Below are 14,863 nucleotides of genomic sequence, written 5' to 3' on the forward strand. Positions count from 1 at the left end.
GGGGTAATCCTCTCTCAAATTGTGGCCGGTCAGTCCAACCGGACGCCTTCGCGTTGCAGCCTTTCGCGCAACACATCAATTTCAACCGTCAGATCACTGCGGTCGTCCAAAAGCAACTTGCGGGTGCGCGCCGCAAAATTCTGTTCAAGATCATCCAGGAGGGACGAATAATCCTCCAGCGCCTGCGCGTCGCGTGTTCGGGCGTACACGTCGGCGAATTTGACCGTCGCGTCACGCGCACCCTTTAAGTAAACGGTCAGGTATTTTCGCGCACCGGCCAGATCGCGCGGGTCTTCCTCGACCGTGCGGAACAGTTCGCGGGCGGTATCCTGAAACCGTTCAACGCGGGCCTCGATCCTGCGGTCGCCCGCACGTTTGATGGCGTCGGTCATCTCGGACAGGTGCGTTTCGGCGTCTTCAACTACGCGGGCAACGCGGTCTTGCTGAAAGGTATCGATGCCCTCCATACCCTTGTCTTTCATCGGATCAATTCCGAATGAGGCTGAGTGGAGGGCACCAGCTACCAAGCCGAACAGGATCGGCGCAATAAGGCTAGCCTCGGACGCTGTAGCCGCATCCAGAAATTCTGTGCGGTATGCGGCCAACCCGATCCCAAGCCCGGTCAGGAGACTGGAGAATATTTTTCTGGGAAACGCCGGGCGACGGGCGGTGCGCCGGGCATTATAGGCAGACTCGGCCCGCAATCCTTCACGCAAGAGGAATGCCGCGCCGGTCAAAACGCCGGCTGCAATCAGCCCGATTGTCATGCCAACTGCGCCGTCGTTCAGTGACAGGAACACCAAAGGGATCGCGGGCAAGAACAAAAGGTTGGCGCGGGCGCCAGCAGGTTCGACGCGTGCGCCGTCAAACTGGCCACGCGGGTTTTGGTCTGGCTGTGCCGAGTCGCCTTGAGGGCTGTATTTTCCGCCATACCGTTTGGTCATGCGCTCACAAGCCCCCTAGCAGGCCAGTGCACACGCCAAGCATTAGTGCCAACAGCACAACATAGGCTAATTTTTGCACTCCGGTCCCGGACATGGCGCCCCCCAAGTATGCCCCTTGGGGAAATCTAGGCCATGAGAGGCCGTGGCGCTAGGGGGAAGGTTGCCTAACCTGCGTCACTTGCGAGGTTTCTTGCCGATGGGGGGCCGATTTCGCTGTGGGCGAGCGGGTCGTTTGGCCGGTGCTTCGGGCTCGGCTTCCAACCCCAGTTGATCGCGCATGACCCGTCGGCGGATCTCTTCGACTTCGCCGGGTTTCAGGCTTCCCAGCTGGAAGGGGCCGTAGGACACGCGCAGCAGCCGGTTCACCGCAAAACCGATATCTTCTATCGCACGCCGAATTTCACGGTTCTTGCCTTCGCGCAGACCGATGGTCAGCCAGGCATTTGCGCCTTGTTGACGGTCCAGCGTGACGTCCATCGGCAAAAAGCGTTCCCCGTCGATCACAAGCCCTTTACGAAGCGGTGCAAAATCCTCATCCTTTGGGCGGCCATTCACCCGCACGCGGTATTTGCGTAGCCATCCGGTCGAGGGCAGTTCCAACTTGCGCTTGATGCCGCCATCATTGGTCAACAGCAGCAACCCTTCCGAGTTCAGGTCCAACCGCCCAACGCTCATGACCCGGGGCATATCCTCGGGCAGTTTGTCAAAAATGGTCGCGCGTCCTTTTTCGTCTCGTGTCGTTGTCACCAGACCGGAAGGTTTGTGGTACAGCCACAGGCGCGAAGGTTCCGGTTCCGACACCGGTTTGCCGTCGACAATGATCTTGTCCTTGGCGGTGACGTTCAGCGCGGGGCTGTCTATGGTCTTGCCGTTTACACTCACACGACCTGCTTCGATCATGCGTTCAGCTTCGCGGCGCGAGGCAACGCCTGCGCGGGCAAGGACTTTGGCGATCCGGTCGCCGGGAGGAGGGGTTTTGGTCATCCGCAGCCCATAGCGCATCCCGGCCGCTTGCGAAAGACAGGTTTCTGTTGCAGTCAGAGGCATGGTATTCAGATCGCACATGGATAAGGCGCTGGTTGAAGCGCGCGCTGCGGCAGATCGTGGTGAAGTACCTGTAGGTGCTGTTATTGCCGGCCCCGATGGCGTGATCGTGGCCTCAGCGGGCAACCGAACACGAGAGCTGAACGATCCCACCGCCCATGCCGAGATACTGGCCCTGCGTGCTGCATGCGCCGCAGCCGGATCCGAACGTCTGCCCGATCACGATCTATATGTGACGTTAGAGCCTTGCGCGATGTGTGCGGCGGCTCTGGCAGCGGCGCGTATCCGGCGCATCTATTACGGGGCTGCCGATCCGAAATCCGGCGGCGTTGCCCATGGCGCGCGGGTTTTCACCCATACACAAGCACACCACGTGCCAGAGGTTTACGACGGTATCCGAGGGCAGGAGGCCGCCGAGCTTCTGAAAGAGTTCTTCGCTGCACGGCGTTGACCCTAAATGGTAATGGCCTTCATTACCTGGGGTTCGATGACATCGACCCCCGGCAACCCATCGACCAGCGCCTGAGCTGATTGTTCGAGGATCGGGAAGGTCTTGTAATGGCAGGGAATCACGGTCTTGAAATTGAAATACCGCTTGGCCGCATACGCCGCGCCCTTCATGTCCATCGTGAAATGACCACCCGCCGAAAGAATGCCTATATCGGGTTTGTAGTAATCCCCCATCCAATCCATATCGGCCATGATATCTGTATCGCCAGAGACATACAGCATGCGCCCTTCCGAGGCGATCATGAACCCGACCTCGCTGCCGCCGGTGCGCAGACCGTCGGGCGTGGAAAAGGTTGAACTGTGCGAGGCCGGAACCATTGACACTTTGACGCCGTTCAGGTTCACGGTGCCACCTTTGTTGTAGCCGATAGTTTCCAGCCCTTCGGACTCGCTCCAAAACCCCATCAGGTCGTATTGTCCGACCACGGGGACGTTCAGGTGCTTGGCCAGCGATACGACATCGGCGACGTGATCGAAATGTGTATGCGTAAGAAGGATATGAGTCGCACCGTTTAGAGCGTCATCATGCTGTTCCTCGGACAAGACCGGGTTGCCAGTCAGCCAGGGGTCGATCAGCAGAACCTGCCCGCCGGTTTCGATGCGGAAACTGCCGTGTCCCAGCCAAATGATGTTCATGAATTCATCCTCCCAAAACAAACTGTTGGCATTAACTTAGCATCGGCTATGTAAAAGTTCATGGACTGGTTTCAGGAAATTGATGGCTATTGCGAGCGCTTGTCGCCCACCTATTGGGCCGAGCCGATAAACGCGGTGACAAACGCGGCGTTTCTGATTGCGGCTTTTGTCATGTGGCGGAGCGTGCGCGGGCAAGGGATGCCGCTGGCGATGCTGTTGGTGGCCATTCTGACTGCCATCGGGCTTGGCAGCTACCTGTTCCATACGCACGCGCAGGTCTGGGCCGCCATGGCGGATGTTCTGCCGATTTTGCTGTACATTCTGGTCTACATTTTCGCGATCAACCGGGACGTCTGGCACATGCGGCCGCTTACGGCCGGGATCGTGACGGCGCTGTTTATTCCCTATGCCGCAGCTACGGTGCCCTTGTTCCAGCTTGTGCCGGGACTGGGTGGGTCAGCAGCCTATTCCCCGGTGCCGTTGCTGATCTTGATCTATGCGTTTCTTTTACGCCGCCGGGTGCCGGACACCGCCCGTGGTCTGGCCATCGGGGCGATGATCCTGATCGCATCGATCACCTTTCGTGCGCTGGACGAACCCATATGTGGGCAGATCCCATTGGGCACGCATTTCATGTGGCACATCCTGAATGCCCTCATGCTGGGCTGGATGATCGAGGTGTATCGTAGGCACCTGACCCGCGCGGCTCAGGCCTGAAACGCTGCGGCCAGCTCCGCGGGTAAGTCAAATTCGGACAGCACGCGTGCACGGCCTTGATCCGACATCTTGCGCGCGGTTTTCTCGACAATGCTTTGGATTTTCTCGGCTGAGTGCTTTTTGGCAAACGGAGCGAAATACCATTTGAGGAAAACAAAGCAGATGACATCCTCCAGCGCCTGCACCTCGTCGTCACGCTTGATGCCCTGTTTGCGCAGCATCCGGCCAGCAGATTCGATATCCTCGGCAGAGTAGCCGTTCCGTTCCATAAGCCCCATCACGACCTCGGCGTGATGGACGCCCTGCGCCTTGCGCCAGGCCAGATATCCGGCACGACCTTCGGGGTATTCACTGCGCGCGAGCTTCCACCGCTCCACATGCTGACCTCGTGCGGCTATCTGCAACGGGTCAGAGGCGTCTGGGAACAACCTGTCCAACTCAGCGCTCATGCGCTGGCCATAAAGCAGTTCAGCGGGCTGGCCGTCTTCGAGGTTGGGGTCGTGTGAGTTGGCCGCATCAATTGCGTCCAGAACAGCTTGCTTGCGCGCGTTCATCTTCCGCTCCGTTGGCTTGCCGGGTCTGCAGGGCAGGCCGGCGGGTTACTGTGGACCACCGTAGCGATACGCCGCGCGGAACGCAGCAGGCAATTGTCGGGCCGGGGCATTTGGACCCGACCCGGTTTTGCGGGCTAAATTACTTGCCCGGTTTGTTCTGATCCTGGGTGACAGGTTCCGACACCTGATCGGGGAAAATCAGGCTGCGGGTCAGGGTGTCCATGCTTGGGCCAAAAGCGCCCGCCTGAGCTTGCGCAGCAAGAACCGTAGTGGCCAGTACAAAGGCAGTCATGAACGTTTTCATCGTTTTTCTCCATATAAGGCTGTGCCGTGTCATATGAAATGAACAGTTCAGTTCAGTATTTCAAGATGTGAAGTGAACTAATCGGTTCATTTTTTTTACTTCGGGGTGTTCAGAAATGAATGATCGGACAGGATTTATGGACCTTTGCCATGCGCTCAAGGATGGATCAGCGCCTTGCCGGTCTTGCGACCCGGCGACCAGACAGGTAAATGCCCCCTAACGCATATGAGGATATCCGATGTCGATTGACCAAAGCAACGCCGCCAAGGTGGCCAAACTGGCCCGGATCAAGGTCGAGGATGACGCGCTGCCTGCGCTTGCATCCGAATTCAACACCATCCTTGGCTTCATCGAACAACTCAATGAAGTGGATGTTGAAGGTGTCGAACCGATGGTTTCGGTCGAGCCGATGCGCCTGAAACGTCGTGAGGACGTAGTTACCGACGGCAACCAGCAAGACAAGGTTCTGGCCAATGCCCCCGATGCGCGCGAAGGGTTCTTCGCTGTTCCCAAAGTTGTGGAGTAAGACATGAGCGATCTGAACAAACTGGGCCTGGCCGAAGCTCGTGACGCATTGCGTGCCGGTGACGTAACCTCGGTTGAGTTGACCGAGTCCTGCCTGAAAGCGATCGATGACGCCGACGCGCTGAACGCTTTTGTCCACAAGACGCCTGAGATCGCGCTGGAGCGCGCCAAGGCTGCGGATGAGCGGATCAAAGCCGGCAACGCACCGTCAATGTGCGGCCTGCCAATTGGCATCAAGGATCTGTTCTGCACCAAAGGCGTGCCCTCGCAGGCGGCATCTAAAATCCTCGAAGGCTTCAAGCCTGAATACGAATCCACAGTATCGCAGCAGTTGGCTGATTCCGGTGCAGTCATGCTGGGCAAACTGAACATGGACGAATTCGCCATGGGCTCGTCTAACGAAACTTCTGTTTACGGCAATGCGGTCAGCCCGTGGCGCCGGGGCAATGACGATGCGCAACTGACACCCGGTGGATCGTCCGGTGGGTCGGCCTCGGCCGTCGCGGCAGATCTTTGCCTGGCCGCCACCGGCACCGATACCGGCGGCTCGATCCGCCAGCCTGCTGCATTTGTTGGCATTACTGGCATCAAGCCGACCTATGGTCGTTGCTCGCGCTGGGGCATCGTTGCGTTCGCTTCTTCATTGGATCAAGCCGGGCCGATGACCAAGAACGTGCGCGACGCTGCGATCATGCTCGAGACGATGTGTGGTCACGACCCCAAGGATTCGACCAGCACCGAACTGGCCGTTCCAAATTTTGAGGCGATGCTGACCGGCGAGATCAAAGGCAAGAAGATCGGTATCCCAAAAGAATACCGCATGGAAGGCATGCCTGCCGAGATCGAAAAGCTGTGGGCCGAAGGCGCCGAGATGCTGAAAGCAGCAGGCGCCGAGATCGTCGACATTTCGCTGCCGCACACCAAGTATGCGCTGCCCGCATACTACGTGATTGCACCGGCCGAAGCGTCCTCGAACCTCGCCCGCTACGACGGTGTCCGCTATGGCCGCCGCGCGCAGCTGGCACAGGGCGATGGCATCACCGAGATGTACGAAAAGACCCGCGCCGAAGGCTTTGGCCACGAAGTGCAGCGCCGTGTCATGATCGGTACTTATGTGCTGTCAGCGGGGTTCTACGATGCATATTACAACCGCGCCCGTAAGGTGCGGACACTGATCAAGAGAGACTTCGAAGATGTCTTCGCCGCAGGGATCGACGCAATCCTGACGCCTGCTACCCCGTCGGCGTCCTTTGGTCTGGGCGAGATGACCGAGGCGGACCCGGTGCAGATGTACCTCAACGACGTCTTTACCGTGACAGTGAACCTTGCCGGTTTGCCCGGTATCTCAATTCCCGCAGGTTTGGACCAACAGGGTTTGCCGCTGGGTCTGCAACTGATCGGCCGCCCGTGGGAAGAAGGCGATTTGCTGAACACAGCTTATGCGTTGGAAAGTGCCGCCGGATTTGTGGCCAAGCCGGGCAAATGGTGGTAATCCTCGGATCAGGCAAGACCAGCTAAAACGGAGCAGCTGAATGCGCTTTACGCTTCTGATCCCCGCAATCGGGCTTGTGGCCGCCTGTAACACGGTGGCCCCGGTCCAGGGTACAGGATTTAACACGCCTCAATATCAGGCGCAGCGCGAGGCGGCGCTAGCCGGACAGGGCTATACCGGCAACCCATTGACTGGCCCTGCTGAGGTTTCAGAACAACAACTGGGCGCACCCGGTAGCACTCCGACCGGGGATAACGCTGATATCGCGTCGGCAACGGCGGCTGCATTGGCCAACACTTCGGGGCAAAGCACGTTGACGCAAGCCCCGCTGTCCGCCGCCAGTAACAATGCGATCTCCGACGAACAGGATTTCGCGGCTGTATCAGGCCGTCGCACGATCGAAAACGACGCGGCCCTGATTCAACAGAACCGCCAGACCTACGAAGTCGTCACACCAACTGCTGTTCCGCAGCGCGGATCGGACGGCCAGCCCAATATCGTGCAGTATGCTCTAAGCACTTCGAATCCAGTTGGTACACAGCTTTACAGCCGCGCTGGTTTCAACCTTGAGGCCAAGGCGCAGCGGAATTGCGCCAAGTTCCCGTCGCCTGACCAAGCTCAGATCGAGTTTCTGGCCAACGGCGGCCCTCAGCGTGATCGCAACGGTCTGGACCCGGATGGGGATGGGTATGCCTGTGGCTGGGATCCAAGTGCATTCCGCAGTGCCGTCAACAACTGATCCACAAGCGCCAATCTGGCACGCTTCGCCTAACTACGGACCACGCAGGGACGGGCTAAAGCCGTCCCTGATCGTTTTGCACTATACCGCGATGAACAGCGCGCAAGAGGCGCTGGACAGGTTATGTGACCCCGTCCACGAAGTTTCGGCGCATTACCTGATTGGGGGCGACGGGACGCTCTGGCACATGGTGCGAGAAGAGGACCGCGCCTGGCACGCAGGGGCCGGAGAATGGAGCGGTCAGAAGGATATCAACTCCCGTTCGATCGGCATCGAGTTGGACAATACCGGCAGGCACCCGTATTCAGACCTGCAAATGCGCAGGCTGGAACAGTTGTTGCCTCAGATCATGCATCGCTGGGGCATTCGCCCATACGGTGTGATCGGTCATTCCGACATGGCACCCGGACGCAAATTTGATCCCGGGCCGCGATTTGACTGGCTGCGGCTCGAGCGCAACAAGCTGGCCGCGCCGCGCGGACAAAGCGATGGCCCGCTAGATGCGCCGATGGATCAGTTTCGGATTCTGGCTCAATCCGCCGGCTTCAGCGCTGACGTAGACGACGAAACTTTGCTGTCCGCCGTTCGCCTGCGATTTCGTCCTTGGGCTACAGGTCCGTTGCAGAAGGCCGATTTCGCACCTCTGACCGCCCAATCCTGATCCGCTCTGCGCTCTTGACGCAGCCTGTCACAAGGCATACCCACCGCTTGCGCGGAGGGCCGGATGGCCGCTGGGGCCGCAAGGCCCGAGAGGAAAGTCCGGACTCCACAAGACAACGGTGCCGGGTAACGCCCGGGCGGGGCAACCCGACGGAAAGCGCCACAGAAATCAGACCGCCCCGGACTTCGGTCCGAGGTAAGGGTGAAACGGTGGGGTAAGAGCCCACCGCGCCGCTGGCAACAGTGGCGGCACGGCAAGCCCCACCGGGAGCAATGCCAAATAGGGTCCCCGCGCGGGCCGGTCGGCGTAAGCCGAAACCGCCGCTAGGCACGTCCTGGCCAAGAGGGACCGGGTTGGCAGCTTGAGCCGCGCAGCAATGCGCGGCCTAGAGGAATGGTCATCGAAGGGGGCAACCCCGGAACAAGATCCGGCTTACAGGCCCTCCGCGCATAACTCTGTTCACTTACCGGGCGGCGTGTAAGCCCCGGTCAGCTTGGCGGCCTTTTTGGTAATGGCGGCAAAGTCCTTCGCCTTCCAGGCGCGTACTGTTTCAACGTTTGATACTGCACCCGAGGCCGCAACGGCCATTCCAATTGCTACTGCGTCAGTGCCATCCGGAACTTCGCTTACGACCACCACGTCATTTTCGCCGGTCGTCATGTAAAAAGCCAAAAGCTTGCCGCCGACTTTTTTCAACAACGCCCGGACGGCCGCCGTGCGGTCTGCGGGCTTCTTTAGCATTCCTTTGACGCCATCCTGGGAGTAGGTCGCATAAGTGATGAAAATAGGCATCAGTCTTCTCCTTGTTTCAATGGTTTGGAACGCTGAAATTGGCCGGTTCCGCGGCCTGGAAACGGGATCTAAAAAATGCTCATAACGGCGTCCAGGACGACCCAGAGACCCACGGCAATTAGGGCCAAGCCAGTCAAAGTGGGCAACCAGCGTGCGCCCGGCAGCAACTTTTCCAAAGCCACGTAAATGGCGATTCCGGCAATCCAGTAAAGGTTCATGATCCCGCCTACGAACAGCAGCGCCATCAAGGCCCAGCAACAGCCCAGACAGTACAGCCCATGCAAAGCACCAATTCGGAACGCACCATATGCGCCGGGTTTGTGATGATCGGCGATGAATCGGGCAGGGCTTTGACAATGCCGCAGACAGGCGGACTTGAGGTCCGACAACTGATACGCGCCTGCCGTAATCAGGACGCAGCCAGCAAATGTTTTGGACCGGATTGTCATCATTGGACCATCGGACAGCCCGATGCCTTCCAGCCCCCATTGCAACCCCGTCGCGGCAAGGCTGAATATAGCCCAGGCGATCAGGTAGCCTGCGAGAAAGCAAAAGCTGAACTGCGCGGCCTTGTCACGTTCGGGTCCCGCACGCTTTATCGCCGAATACAGCAAGACTGCAGGTGCAGCGCTGGGGGTCATCATCGCGATCATCATGACCCACCACATCAGAAAAATCAGGATTACGTATTGCACGCCCCAACTGGGCGCTTCGCCCATGTGCATGGGTTCTCCGATCGGACCCGCCATATTGGTCATTTCGCTGGCCGTCATGTTCATGCCAATCCCGGCGATGGTGTACCAGGCTGTAAACAGAACAATCAGCGACACACCGAACAGCACGATGACCCGCTCACGCCGCATAAGCCGCTCTACCGCCCCAGTGCGGGGCGGTGTGGGATGGGATGTCATGATGACCCCCGGATCAGGCGCCCAGGACACCGTGGCCCGAAATGTTCAGGTGGGCCAGATGAGCGTGCGTCGCGTCAAAGGTCAGGCTAATTTCGCCGCCATGAGTCTTGGCAGAGCCGGAGGCAGCTTCGGCGTGACGGTATTCAAACCCGTTTGGCAGCTGAATTGACGCCCGGTGCGCCGCACCCGACACGATATGCGGAATCGGGCTGACTTCGACATCGAAGACGCCGTTCACCTTTGCAAACCCGGTGCGCTCGTCGCGGTTCCAGTTCAGCTCGATCGGAACGAAGAGCGTTTCATGTTTGGTCGGAGCCATGGCGCTGTAGACATACCAGAAGGTTGCCATTTCATCGGTATCTTCACCGGTCATTATGGCTTGCAGGGCCGCACGCTGATCGGCGCTGGCGCTGGCATCTATGATCAGTTGCATCTGACCGTTGCCCTCATGGATCGGGCCAGGCCAATAGTACACCCCAGCCGCCCTTACGCCCGCCAGATCTGTGTCCCCGTAGTGACCGCTTTCGATGTCGAATACGACGACGGCCTCGCAATTGCCATGTGTCGGAAGTACGCTGAACTGGCAAGGACAACCGAAGTTGCAGTTACAGTTGGCCAGCTCTTCGCCCTTAATGGTCCATTCAGTCATGATGCCCCCTAAACAAAATCAATCGTGCAAACCCTGCTTGCACGGTTGCTTGCCTGTTCATGGAGCCTCGAAGATCGAGCCGAAAATTGGCTTCTTTGGATTGTTGATGGCGCGGTAAGTATCACATATTCGAATTTCTGACAAATTAGACATGCGCTTGTGCGGGAATACGCCTGTTACATGTTCACTTGATGAAACGAAGCCACCATTGGTCAGCTTTGCGCTAGCGTTAGGGCATCTGCTTAATCCGCGGATTTTGAGTCGCAGTTATCTGCTATATTGCAAAAACGCATTTTGAATATTGGGAGGATTGTTATGAGTTTCATGAAGGCACTGGCTTCGGTCGCAGTTGGATTTGCTGCAGCAAAAGGCATGGAAAAGTACAAGCAAATGGGCGGGATGGCCGGTCTGCAAGATATGATGCAGGGCGCCGGGGGCGGCTTTGGCATGGATCAACTGGGCAAGATGGCAGAACAGTTCGGGATGCCGGGGGGTGCCGGTGGGCTGCAAGAGATGATTGGAAAGCTTGGCATGGCCAATCCGGCAGGGGCCGTTGGTCTTGGTGGGTTGATGAATGCCATGCAGGGAGCAGCAAAGTCAGGCAGCCAGCAGACCGTCGACATGATGGACACGGTGTTCAAAGGCACACCCGGGGGCGCGGCGATGGAGGAGCAAGCCAAGTTGATGCTGCGCGCGATGATCCAGGCGGCCAAGGCGGACGGAGAGCTAGATGAGCAAGAGAAGGAAACCATTCTGGGCGAATTGGGTGATGACATCAGCGATGAAGAACGCGCCTTTGTCCAGGATCAGTTGAATGGCCCGATTGATGTGATCGGCCTGGCTGCTGATTCCGGTGCGCCATTGAAAGCGCAGGTCTATGCCACGTCTCTGGCGGCGATTCGTTTAGATAACCAGCGCGAGGCGTCTTACCTTGTTCAACTGGCCACCGCGTTGGGTTTATCTGATGCTGAACGCGACCAGATTCACACGTATATGGGCGCGCCGACCCTTTCGACCTAGGCCTGATCCCTGATCAACCGATCATGTGCCCAATTGCCCTTGACACGAGCCGTGCAAGGCGTAAAAGCGCACGCTCATAGGAATTCAACCGAAAGGCCCCTGCCTTTTCGGACGCAGGAGATAACCATGGCGAAGCCGACGACAATCAAGATCCGTCTGAACTCGACCGCGGGCACGGGCCACTTCTACGTGACCAAAAAGAACGCTCGCACCATGACCGAGAAAATGACCGTTCGTAAATACGACCCGGTTGTTCGGAAACATGTCGAGTACAAGGAAGGCAAGATTAAGTAATCTGCCGTCCAACTTGGACAGAATGGAAAAGGGTTTCGCTGATGCGGAACCCTTTTTCTTTGTGCATGCGGCTGGGTGAAATGTCCTGGATCGGGAATTGGCCGTTGCAGTGACGCATCAGCGTAACGGCCATTCGGTCGGGCGCCGGGTTGCTTTTTGGAACCCCTTGGCCATACGCTTCATCAAATCGTTCCAAAATGTTGGTCGCCATGAAAAAAATCTTGTTATCCACAATTGCCGTATTCGCCCTTGCGGCTTGTGAAGACCCCTATAACCGCTCGGGTGTTGGCTTCACGGGCATCGATGGTGAGCCGCGGACCCTCTCAGATGTTCCGGGTGCGGTCTCGTTCCTTCCCGACGCCACGAATATTCCGGCGGAATTGGCTTTGTTGCCATCCATCCCGGTCGTAACGGATCAGACCGAGGCGGAAAAAGTAGCCCGCGTCGCGATCGACAATGGCGGACGCAGCGACACAAACTCAGTTGTTCTGACCGGTTCGGACATGAACATGTACTTAAGCACAGTCAGCGTGAACGGCACTTTGTTCGGAGTGCTTCGGACCGCAAACAACAGCACCCGCGTGGACAACAACGTCGGCGCAGCCTTTGGCCAAAATGCCGAACAGTTTACTGGGTGCCTGCCTGTGGGTGACGTGTTCCGCAAGGGGTCGTCGTCGCGCAGCTCGGGTTTTGCGGTTGCTCTGAACTGCAGCTGATCGAACCAAAAAGATACAACTAAAGAAAGCCTCCACCGTGTCGGTGGAGGCTTTCTTTGTTCTTAACGTCACAAGTTTGCGCCGCCTGTTTGCTATCTCGGGATGCCATGCAGTGAGGCAAACAAAAAAGGCGGGCCAATCTGGCCCGCCTTTGAAATCGAATTCCGTCTGTCTTATTCGCGGTTGCCGAACAGCTGCAGCAGGAACATGAACATGTTGATAAAGTCCAGATACAGGCTCAGCGCGCCCATGATTGCGGCTTTACCCAACCACTCCTGGTCGCCCGAATGGGCCATCTGCAGGTAGGTGGTTTTGATCTTTTGGGTGTCATAGGCGGTCAGACCAGCAAAGATCAGAACGCCGATCACCGAGATCGCGTACATCATCGCGGGTGACTGCAGGAAGATGTTTACAACCATCGCCACGATCAGGCCAATAAGACCCATGATCAGGAATGTACCCATTCCAGACAGGTCTTTCTTGGTGACGTAGCCGTACAAGGACAGTCCTGCGAAAGCGATCGACGTGATCAGGAACACCTGAATGATCGACATCCCGGTAAAGGCAATGAAAATCCAGCTGATCGACAGGCCCATCACCGCTGCGAATGCATAGAACACTAGCTGTGCAGCTGCGGCGGACAAGCGGTTGATACCGGCGCTAAAGCCAAAGATGAACGCCAGCGGTGCAAACATGATCACCCAGCGTAGCGGCGAGGTATAGATCGCGGCACCCAGCGACGTCAGATAGGTGCCCGAGCTGATTTGCCCGGCTGCGGCCGATGGGTCGGTTGTGGTTGCAAGTCCGGAAATGGCCCAAGCAGCCATGAATGTAATCAGCATGCCCACGGACATTGTGCCGTAGACTTTGTTCATATGGGCGCGCAGGCCCTCGTCAATCTGGGCAGCGCGCGCACCGGTCGCCGTCCGGATCGTGTCAAATTGTGCCATTAAGGGTCTCCCTTTGCATATTTCTTGTCGGACCAATGAAATTGGCACCGTTCCCCGCAAATATCGGCAAGTGCGGGCTGTGTTTCAAGGGTTTAACGCCCGAAACTGGCTAAAACACGCAACAAAAATGGCAGCCCGACGGTTCGCGCTGCCATTCACCGAGAAAAGGTGCAGTGTCGAATCACTTTTGCCAGAACTCCGGCGCATCCCAAATGGATCGTGACGCCTCGGCTTCGGCCTGTTGGCGTGTGATGCCGATGTCTTCCAGGGCGCGATCATCAAGTCTGGCAAGCGTTTGACGCTGACGCAGAAGAGAGAGGGCATCCCGAAGCGAGGACAACAAAGAGCGACGCTGCGGTTTGCAGTGCTGTTTGATTGCAATTTGGGTCATATTTATTGTCCTTTCTCTGTTTCATGATGGATAACCGTCTTTCCATCAACTTCCTTGATTTATATGGCGCAACATGTCACATTTTAAAAATGAATATTTATGAAGAAATGCATAAGGATTTGTGAACATGCGAAATCTGGATATCACCACGCTCCGTTCCTTCGTTGCCGTTGCTGACCAGGGTGGCGTCACAAGGGCCGCCGGATTTCTGCATCTGACGCAATCCGCCGTGTCGATGCAGTTGAAGCGGTTGGAAGAGCTGCTGGGCCTTGAATTGTTGGACCGTAGTGGGCGCACAATTGCGTTGACTGCATCCGGTGAACAGCTGCTGGCCTATGCCCGACGCATGATCGCTCTGAATGACGAAGTAATCTCAAAGCTCACGGATCAGGCCTATGAAGGCGAGGTCGTTCTGGGCGTTCCGCATGACATCGTCTACCCGGCCATCCCGCGGGTCTTGCAGCGTTTCAATGCTGACTTCCCGCGGGTTCGGGTGCAGCTGATTTCGTCATATTCACTTCAGCTGAAAGAAATGTTCAAACGCGGCGAGTGCGATCTGATCCTGACAACCGAAGCCTCAGCCAGTGATGGATCTGAGACCGTCGCTGAGTTGCCCTTGCGGTGGATTGGGGCGCCGGGCGGGTCAGCATGGCGTAAGAATCCGATTCCATTGGCCGTCGGACGGCGGTGCGCGTTCCGGCCCCAGATGATCTCGGCCCTCGATGCGGAAGGTATCCCGTGGGAACTGTCGGTCGAAACAGAAAACGACCGCACGATCGAGGCGACAGTCAGCGCGGATCTGGCTGTTCACGCGATGCTGGACGGGACCGAACCCGCACATCTTGAACAGATCGATACCGGAGGGGCTTTGCCGGAACTGCCGGCCCACATGATCAATCTGTATGGGGGCGAGACCGGGCGCGGCGCTGTCGTCGAATCGCTGGCCGCGCTGGTGCGTCAGAATTTTCGTATACTGGGCAGTGCCCCGCTCAAGGCTGTGGTGGGGTAAGCGCC

At 57.7% G+C, this 14,863-nt stretch carries 20 protein-coding genes and 1 other RNA gene; 11 read left to right on the forward strand and 10 right to left on the reverse strand.

Features of this window, described 5'->3' with window-relative positions; all coding sequences use genetic code 11:
- Nucleotides 1-29: 29 nt before the first annotated feature.
- A complete protein-coding gene (locus tag AC2FJF_RS07180) occupies nucleotides 30-944 on the reverse strand; it encodes a 5-bromo-4-chloroindolyl phosphate hydrolysis family protein (protein WP_496724221.1) in 915 nt (304 codons plus the stop codon).
- 174 nt (nucleotides 945-1,118) lie between these two features.
- A complete protein-coding gene (locus AC2FJF_RS07185) occupies nucleotides 1,119-2,009 on the reverse strand; it encodes a pseudouridine synthase (RefSeq protein ID WP_496724223.1) in 891 nt (296 codons plus the stop codon).
- On the opposite strand from AC2FJF_RS07185, the gene AC2FJF_RS07190 reads away from it, so the two are divergent.
- Nucleotides 1,990-2,439 (forward strand): nucleoside deaminase, encoded by a 450-nt coding sequence (locus AC2FJF_RS07190; RefSeq protein WP_058276802.1) that lies wholly within the window; start codon nucleotides 1,990-1,992, stop codon nucleotides 2,437-2,439. The genes AC2FJF_RS07185 and AC2FJF_RS07190 overlap by 20 nt on opposite strands.
- A gap of 2 nt (nucleotides 2,440-2,441) precedes the next feature.
- Here AC2FJF_RS07190 and AC2FJF_RS07195 read toward each other — a convergent pair whose 3' ends face one another.
- Nucleotides 2,442-3,134 carry a metal-dependent hydrolase gene (locus AC2FJF_RS07195; RefSeq protein WP_496724224.1) on the reverse strand — a complete coding sequence of 231 codons (693 nt, stop codon included), beginning with the start codon at nucleotides 3,132-3,134 and terminating at the stop codon, nucleotides 2,442-2,444.
- Between the two features lie 60 nt (nucleotides 3,135-3,194).
- Between AC2FJF_RS07195 and AC2FJF_RS07200 the strand changes: the two genes are divergently transcribed.
- Nucleotides 3,195-3,851, forward strand: coding sequence for a ceramidase domain-containing protein (locus tag AC2FJF_RS07200; RefSeq protein ID WP_496724226.1), 657 nt, complete (start codon nucleotides 3,195-3,197; stop codon nucleotides 3,849-3,851).
- Here the strand turns inward: AC2FJF_RS07200 and AC2FJF_RS07205 are convergent.
- Both AC2FJF_RS07205 and AC2FJF_RS07210 read right to left on the reverse strand, forming a co-directional pair.
- The gene (locus AC2FJF_RS07205; RefSeq protein ID WP_496724228.1) at nucleotides 3,842-4,405 is read right to left on the reverse strand and encodes a DUF4202 domain-containing protein; all 564 of its coding nucleotides are present in this window, start codon (nucleotides 4,403-4,405) and stop codon (nucleotides 3,842-3,844) included. The genes AC2FJF_RS07200 and AC2FJF_RS07205 overlap by 10 nt on opposite strands.
- Before the next feature lie 139 nt (nucleotides 4,406-4,544).
- Nucleotides 4,545-4,709, reverse strand: a complete 165-nt coding sequence (locus tag AC2FJF_RS07210) for a hypothetical protein (RefSeq protein WP_186437502.1) — start codon at nucleotides 4,707-4,709, stop codon at nucleotides 4,545-4,547.
- 238 nt (nucleotides 4,710-4,947) lie between these two features.
- Between AC2FJF_RS07210 and gatC the strand changes: the two genes are divergently transcribed.
- The 5 genes from gatC to rnpB all read left to right on the forward strand — a co-directional run bounded on the left by gatC (nucleotide 4,948) and on the right by rnpB (nucleotide 8,577).
- On the forward strand, nucleotides 4,948-5,235 hold the full coding sequence (gatC, locus tag AC2FJF_RS07215) for an Asp-tRNA(Asn)/Glu-tRNA(Gln) amidotransferase subunit GatC (protein WP_058275619.1): 288 nt from the start codon (nucleotides 4,948-4,950) through the stop codon (nucleotides 5,233-5,235).
- Between the two features lie 3 nt (nucleotides 5,236-5,238).
- A complete protein-coding gene (gene gatA, locus AC2FJF_RS07220; RefSeq protein WP_496724230.1) occupies nucleotides 5,239-6,726 on the forward strand; it encodes an Asp-tRNA(Asn)/Glu-tRNA(Gln) amidotransferase subunit GatA in 1,488 nt (495 codons plus the stop codon).
- 40 nt (nucleotides 6,727-6,766) lie between these two features.
- Nucleotides 6,767-7,465, forward strand: a complete 699-nt coding sequence (locus AC2FJF_RS07225) for a hypothetical protein (protein WP_170558781.1) — start codon at nucleotides 6,767-6,769, stop codon at nucleotides 7,463-7,465.
- The gene (locus AC2FJF_RS07230) at nucleotides 7,416-8,126 is read left to right on the forward strand and encodes an N-acetylmuramoyl-L-alanine amidase (RefSeq protein ID WP_496724232.1); all 711 of its coding nucleotides are present in this window, start codon (nucleotides 7,416-7,418) and stop codon (nucleotides 8,124-8,126) included. The genes AC2FJF_RS07225 and AC2FJF_RS07230 overlap by 50 nt, the downstream gene beginning before the upstream one ends.
- 51 nt (nucleotides 8,127-8,177) lie before the next feature.
- An RNA gene (rnpB, locus tag AC2FJF_RS07235) (RNase P RNA component class A) lies at nucleotides 8,178-8,577 on the forward strand.
- A gap of 8 nt (nucleotides 8,578-8,585) precedes the next feature.
- Here rnpB and AC2FJF_RS07240 read toward each other — a convergent pair.
- The 3 genes from AC2FJF_RS07240 to AC2FJF_RS07250 all read right to left on the reverse strand — a co-directional run bounded on the left by AC2FJF_RS07240 (nucleotide 8,586) and on the right by AC2FJF_RS07250 (nucleotide 10,478).
- Entirely contained in the window at nucleotides 8,586-8,918 is a 333-nt protein-coding gene (locus AC2FJF_RS07240; protein ID WP_058275623.1) for a GYD domain-containing protein, read from the reverse strand.
- A 68-nt stretch (nucleotides 8,919-8,986) separates the two neighbouring features.
- A complete protein-coding gene (locus tag AC2FJF_RS07245) occupies nucleotides 8,987-9,829 on the reverse strand; it encodes a DUF2182 domain-containing protein (RefSeq protein WP_496724234.1) in 843 nt (280 codons plus the stop codon).
- Between the two features lie 13 nt (nucleotides 9,830-9,842).
- The gene (locus AC2FJF_RS07250) at nucleotides 9,843-10,478 is read right to left on the reverse strand and encodes a DUF1326 domain-containing protein (protein ID WP_282168890.1); all 636 of its coding nucleotides are present in this window, start codon (nucleotides 10,476-10,478) and stop codon (nucleotides 9,843-9,845) included.
- 315 nt (nucleotides 10,479-10,793) lie between these two features.
- On the opposite strand from AC2FJF_RS07250, the gene AC2FJF_RS07255 reads away from it, so the two are divergent.
- The 3 genes from AC2FJF_RS07255 (at nucleotide 10,794) to AC2FJF_RS07265 (ending at nucleotide 12,508) form a co-directional block, all read left to right on the forward strand.
- Entirely contained in the window at nucleotides 10,794-11,498 is a 705-nt protein-coding gene (locus AC2FJF_RS07255; RefSeq protein ID WP_496724235.1) for a DUF533 domain-containing protein, read from the forward strand.
- A gap of 126 nt (nucleotides 11,499-11,624) precedes the next feature.
- Complete coding sequence (rpmG, locus tag AC2FJF_RS07260; protein ID WP_007799108.1) at nucleotides 11,625-11,792, forward strand: 50S ribosomal protein L33; 168 nt, start codon at nucleotides 11,625-11,627, stop codon at nucleotides 11,790-11,792.
- 209 nt (nucleotides 11,793-12,001) lie between these two features.
- Nucleotides 12,002-12,508 (forward strand): hypothetical protein, encoded by a 507-nt coding sequence (locus AC2FJF_RS07265; RefSeq protein WP_496724237.1) that lies wholly within the window; start codon nucleotides 12,002-12,004, stop codon nucleotides 12,506-12,508.
- Nucleotides 12,509-12,681: 173 nt separating this feature from the next.
- Here AC2FJF_RS07265 and AC2FJF_RS07270 read toward each other — a convergent pair whose 3' ends face one another.
- A complete protein-coding gene (locus AC2FJF_RS07270) occupies nucleotides 12,682-13,458 on the reverse strand; it encodes a Bax inhibitor-1/YccA family protein (RefSeq protein WP_058275627.1) in 777 nt (258 codons plus the stop codon).
- 181 nt (nucleotides 13,459-13,639) lie between these two features.
- Nucleotides 13,640-13,849, reverse strand: a complete 210-nt coding sequence (locus AC2FJF_RS07275; protein ID WP_496724240.1) for a DUF1127 domain-containing protein — start codon at nucleotides 13,847-13,849, stop codon at nucleotides 13,640-13,642.
- 127 nt (nucleotides 13,850-13,976) lie between these two features.
- Here AC2FJF_RS07275 and AC2FJF_RS07280 point away from each other — a divergent pair, with 127 nt between their 5' ends.
- Complete coding sequence (locus AC2FJF_RS07280; protein WP_496724241.1) at nucleotides 13,977-14,858, forward strand: LysR family transcriptional regulator; 882 nt, start codon at nucleotides 13,977-13,979, stop codon at nucleotides 14,856-14,858.
- Nucleotides 14,859-14,863 lie beyond the last annotated feature (5 nt).

It is taken from the genome of Ruegeria sp. CDSB013, from assembly GCF_059611165.1.

Bases quoted from the DNA above. Each gene is read 5' to 3' on its own strand.
- AC2FJF_RS07180 (WP_496724221.1), bottom strand. From the start codon at position 944: ATGACCAAACGGTATGGCGGAAAATACAGCCCTCAAGGCGACTCGGCA.
- AC2FJF_RS07190 (WP_058276802.1), top strand. From the start codon at position 1,990: ATGGTATTCAGATCGCACATGGATAAGGCGCTGGTTGAAGCGCGCGCT.
- AC2FJF_RS07185 (WP_496724223.1), bottom strand. From the start codon at position 2,009: ATGTGCGATCTGAATACCATGCCTCTGACTGCAACAGAAACCTGTCTT.
- AC2FJF_RS07195 (WP_496724224.1), bottom strand. From the start codon at position 3,134: ATGAACATCATTTGGCTGGGACACGGCAGTTTCCGCATCGAAACCGGC.
- AC2FJF_RS07200 (WP_496724226.1), top strand. From the start codon at position 3,195: ATGGACTGGTTTCAGGAAATTGATGGCTATTGCGAGCGCTTGTCGCCC.
- AC2FJF_RS07205 (WP_496724228.1), bottom strand. From the start codon at position 4,405: ATGAACGCGCGCAAGCAAGCTGTTCTGGACGCAATTGATGCGGCCAAC.
- AC2FJF_RS07210 (WP_186437502.1), bottom strand. From the start codon at position 4,709: ATGAAAACGTTCATGACTGCCTTTGTACTGGCCACTACGGTTCTTGCT.
- gatC (WP_058275619.1), top strand. From the start codon at position 4,948: ATGTCGATTGACCAAAGCAACGCCGCCAAGGTGGCCAAACTGGCCCGG.
- gatA (WP_496724230.1), top strand. From the start codon at position 5,239: ATGAGCGATCTGAACAAACTGGGCCTGGCCGAAGCTCGTGACGCATTG.
- AC2FJF_RS07225 (WP_170558781.1), top strand. From the start codon at position 6,767: ATGCGCTTTACGCTTCTGATCCCCGCAATCGGGCTTGTGGCCGCCTGT.
- AC2FJF_RS07230 (WP_496724232.1), top strand. From the start codon at position 7,416: ATGCCTGTGGCTGGGATCCAAGTGCATTCCGCAGTGCCGTCAACAACT.
- AC2FJF_RS07240 (WP_058275623.1), bottom strand. From the start codon at position 8,918: ATGCCTATTTTCATCACTTATGCGACCTACTCCCAGGATGGCGTCAAA.
- AC2FJF_RS07245 (WP_496724234.1), bottom strand. From the start codon at position 9,829: ATGACATCCCATCCCACACCGCCCCGCACTGGGGCGGTAGAGCGGCTT.
- AC2FJF_RS07250 (WP_282168890.1), bottom strand. From the start codon at position 10,478: ATGACTGAATGGACCATTAAGGGCGAAGAGCTGGCCAACTGTAACTGC.
- AC2FJF_RS07255 (WP_496724235.1), top strand. From the start codon at position 10,794: ATGAGTTTCATGAAGGCACTGGCTTCGGTCGCAGTTGGATTTGCTGCA.
- rpmG (WP_007799108.1), top strand. From the start codon at position 11,625: ATGGCGAAGCCGACGACAATCAAGATCCGTCTGAACTCGACCGCGGGC.
- AC2FJF_RS07265 (WP_496724237.1), top strand. From the start codon at position 12,002: ATGAAAAAAATCTTGTTATCCACAATTGCCGTATTCGCCCTTGCGGCT.
- AC2FJF_RS07270 (WP_058275627.1), bottom strand. From the start codon at position 13,458: ATGGCACAATTTGACACGATCCGGACGGCGACCGGTGCGCGCGCTGCC.
- AC2FJF_RS07275 (WP_496724240.1), bottom strand. From the start codon at position 13,849: ATGACCCAAATTGCAATCAAACAGCACTGCAAACCGCAGCGTCGCTCT.
- AC2FJF_RS07280 (WP_496724241.1), top strand. From the start codon at position 13,977: ATGCGAAATCTGGATATCACCACGCTCCGTTCCTTCGTTGCCGTTGCT.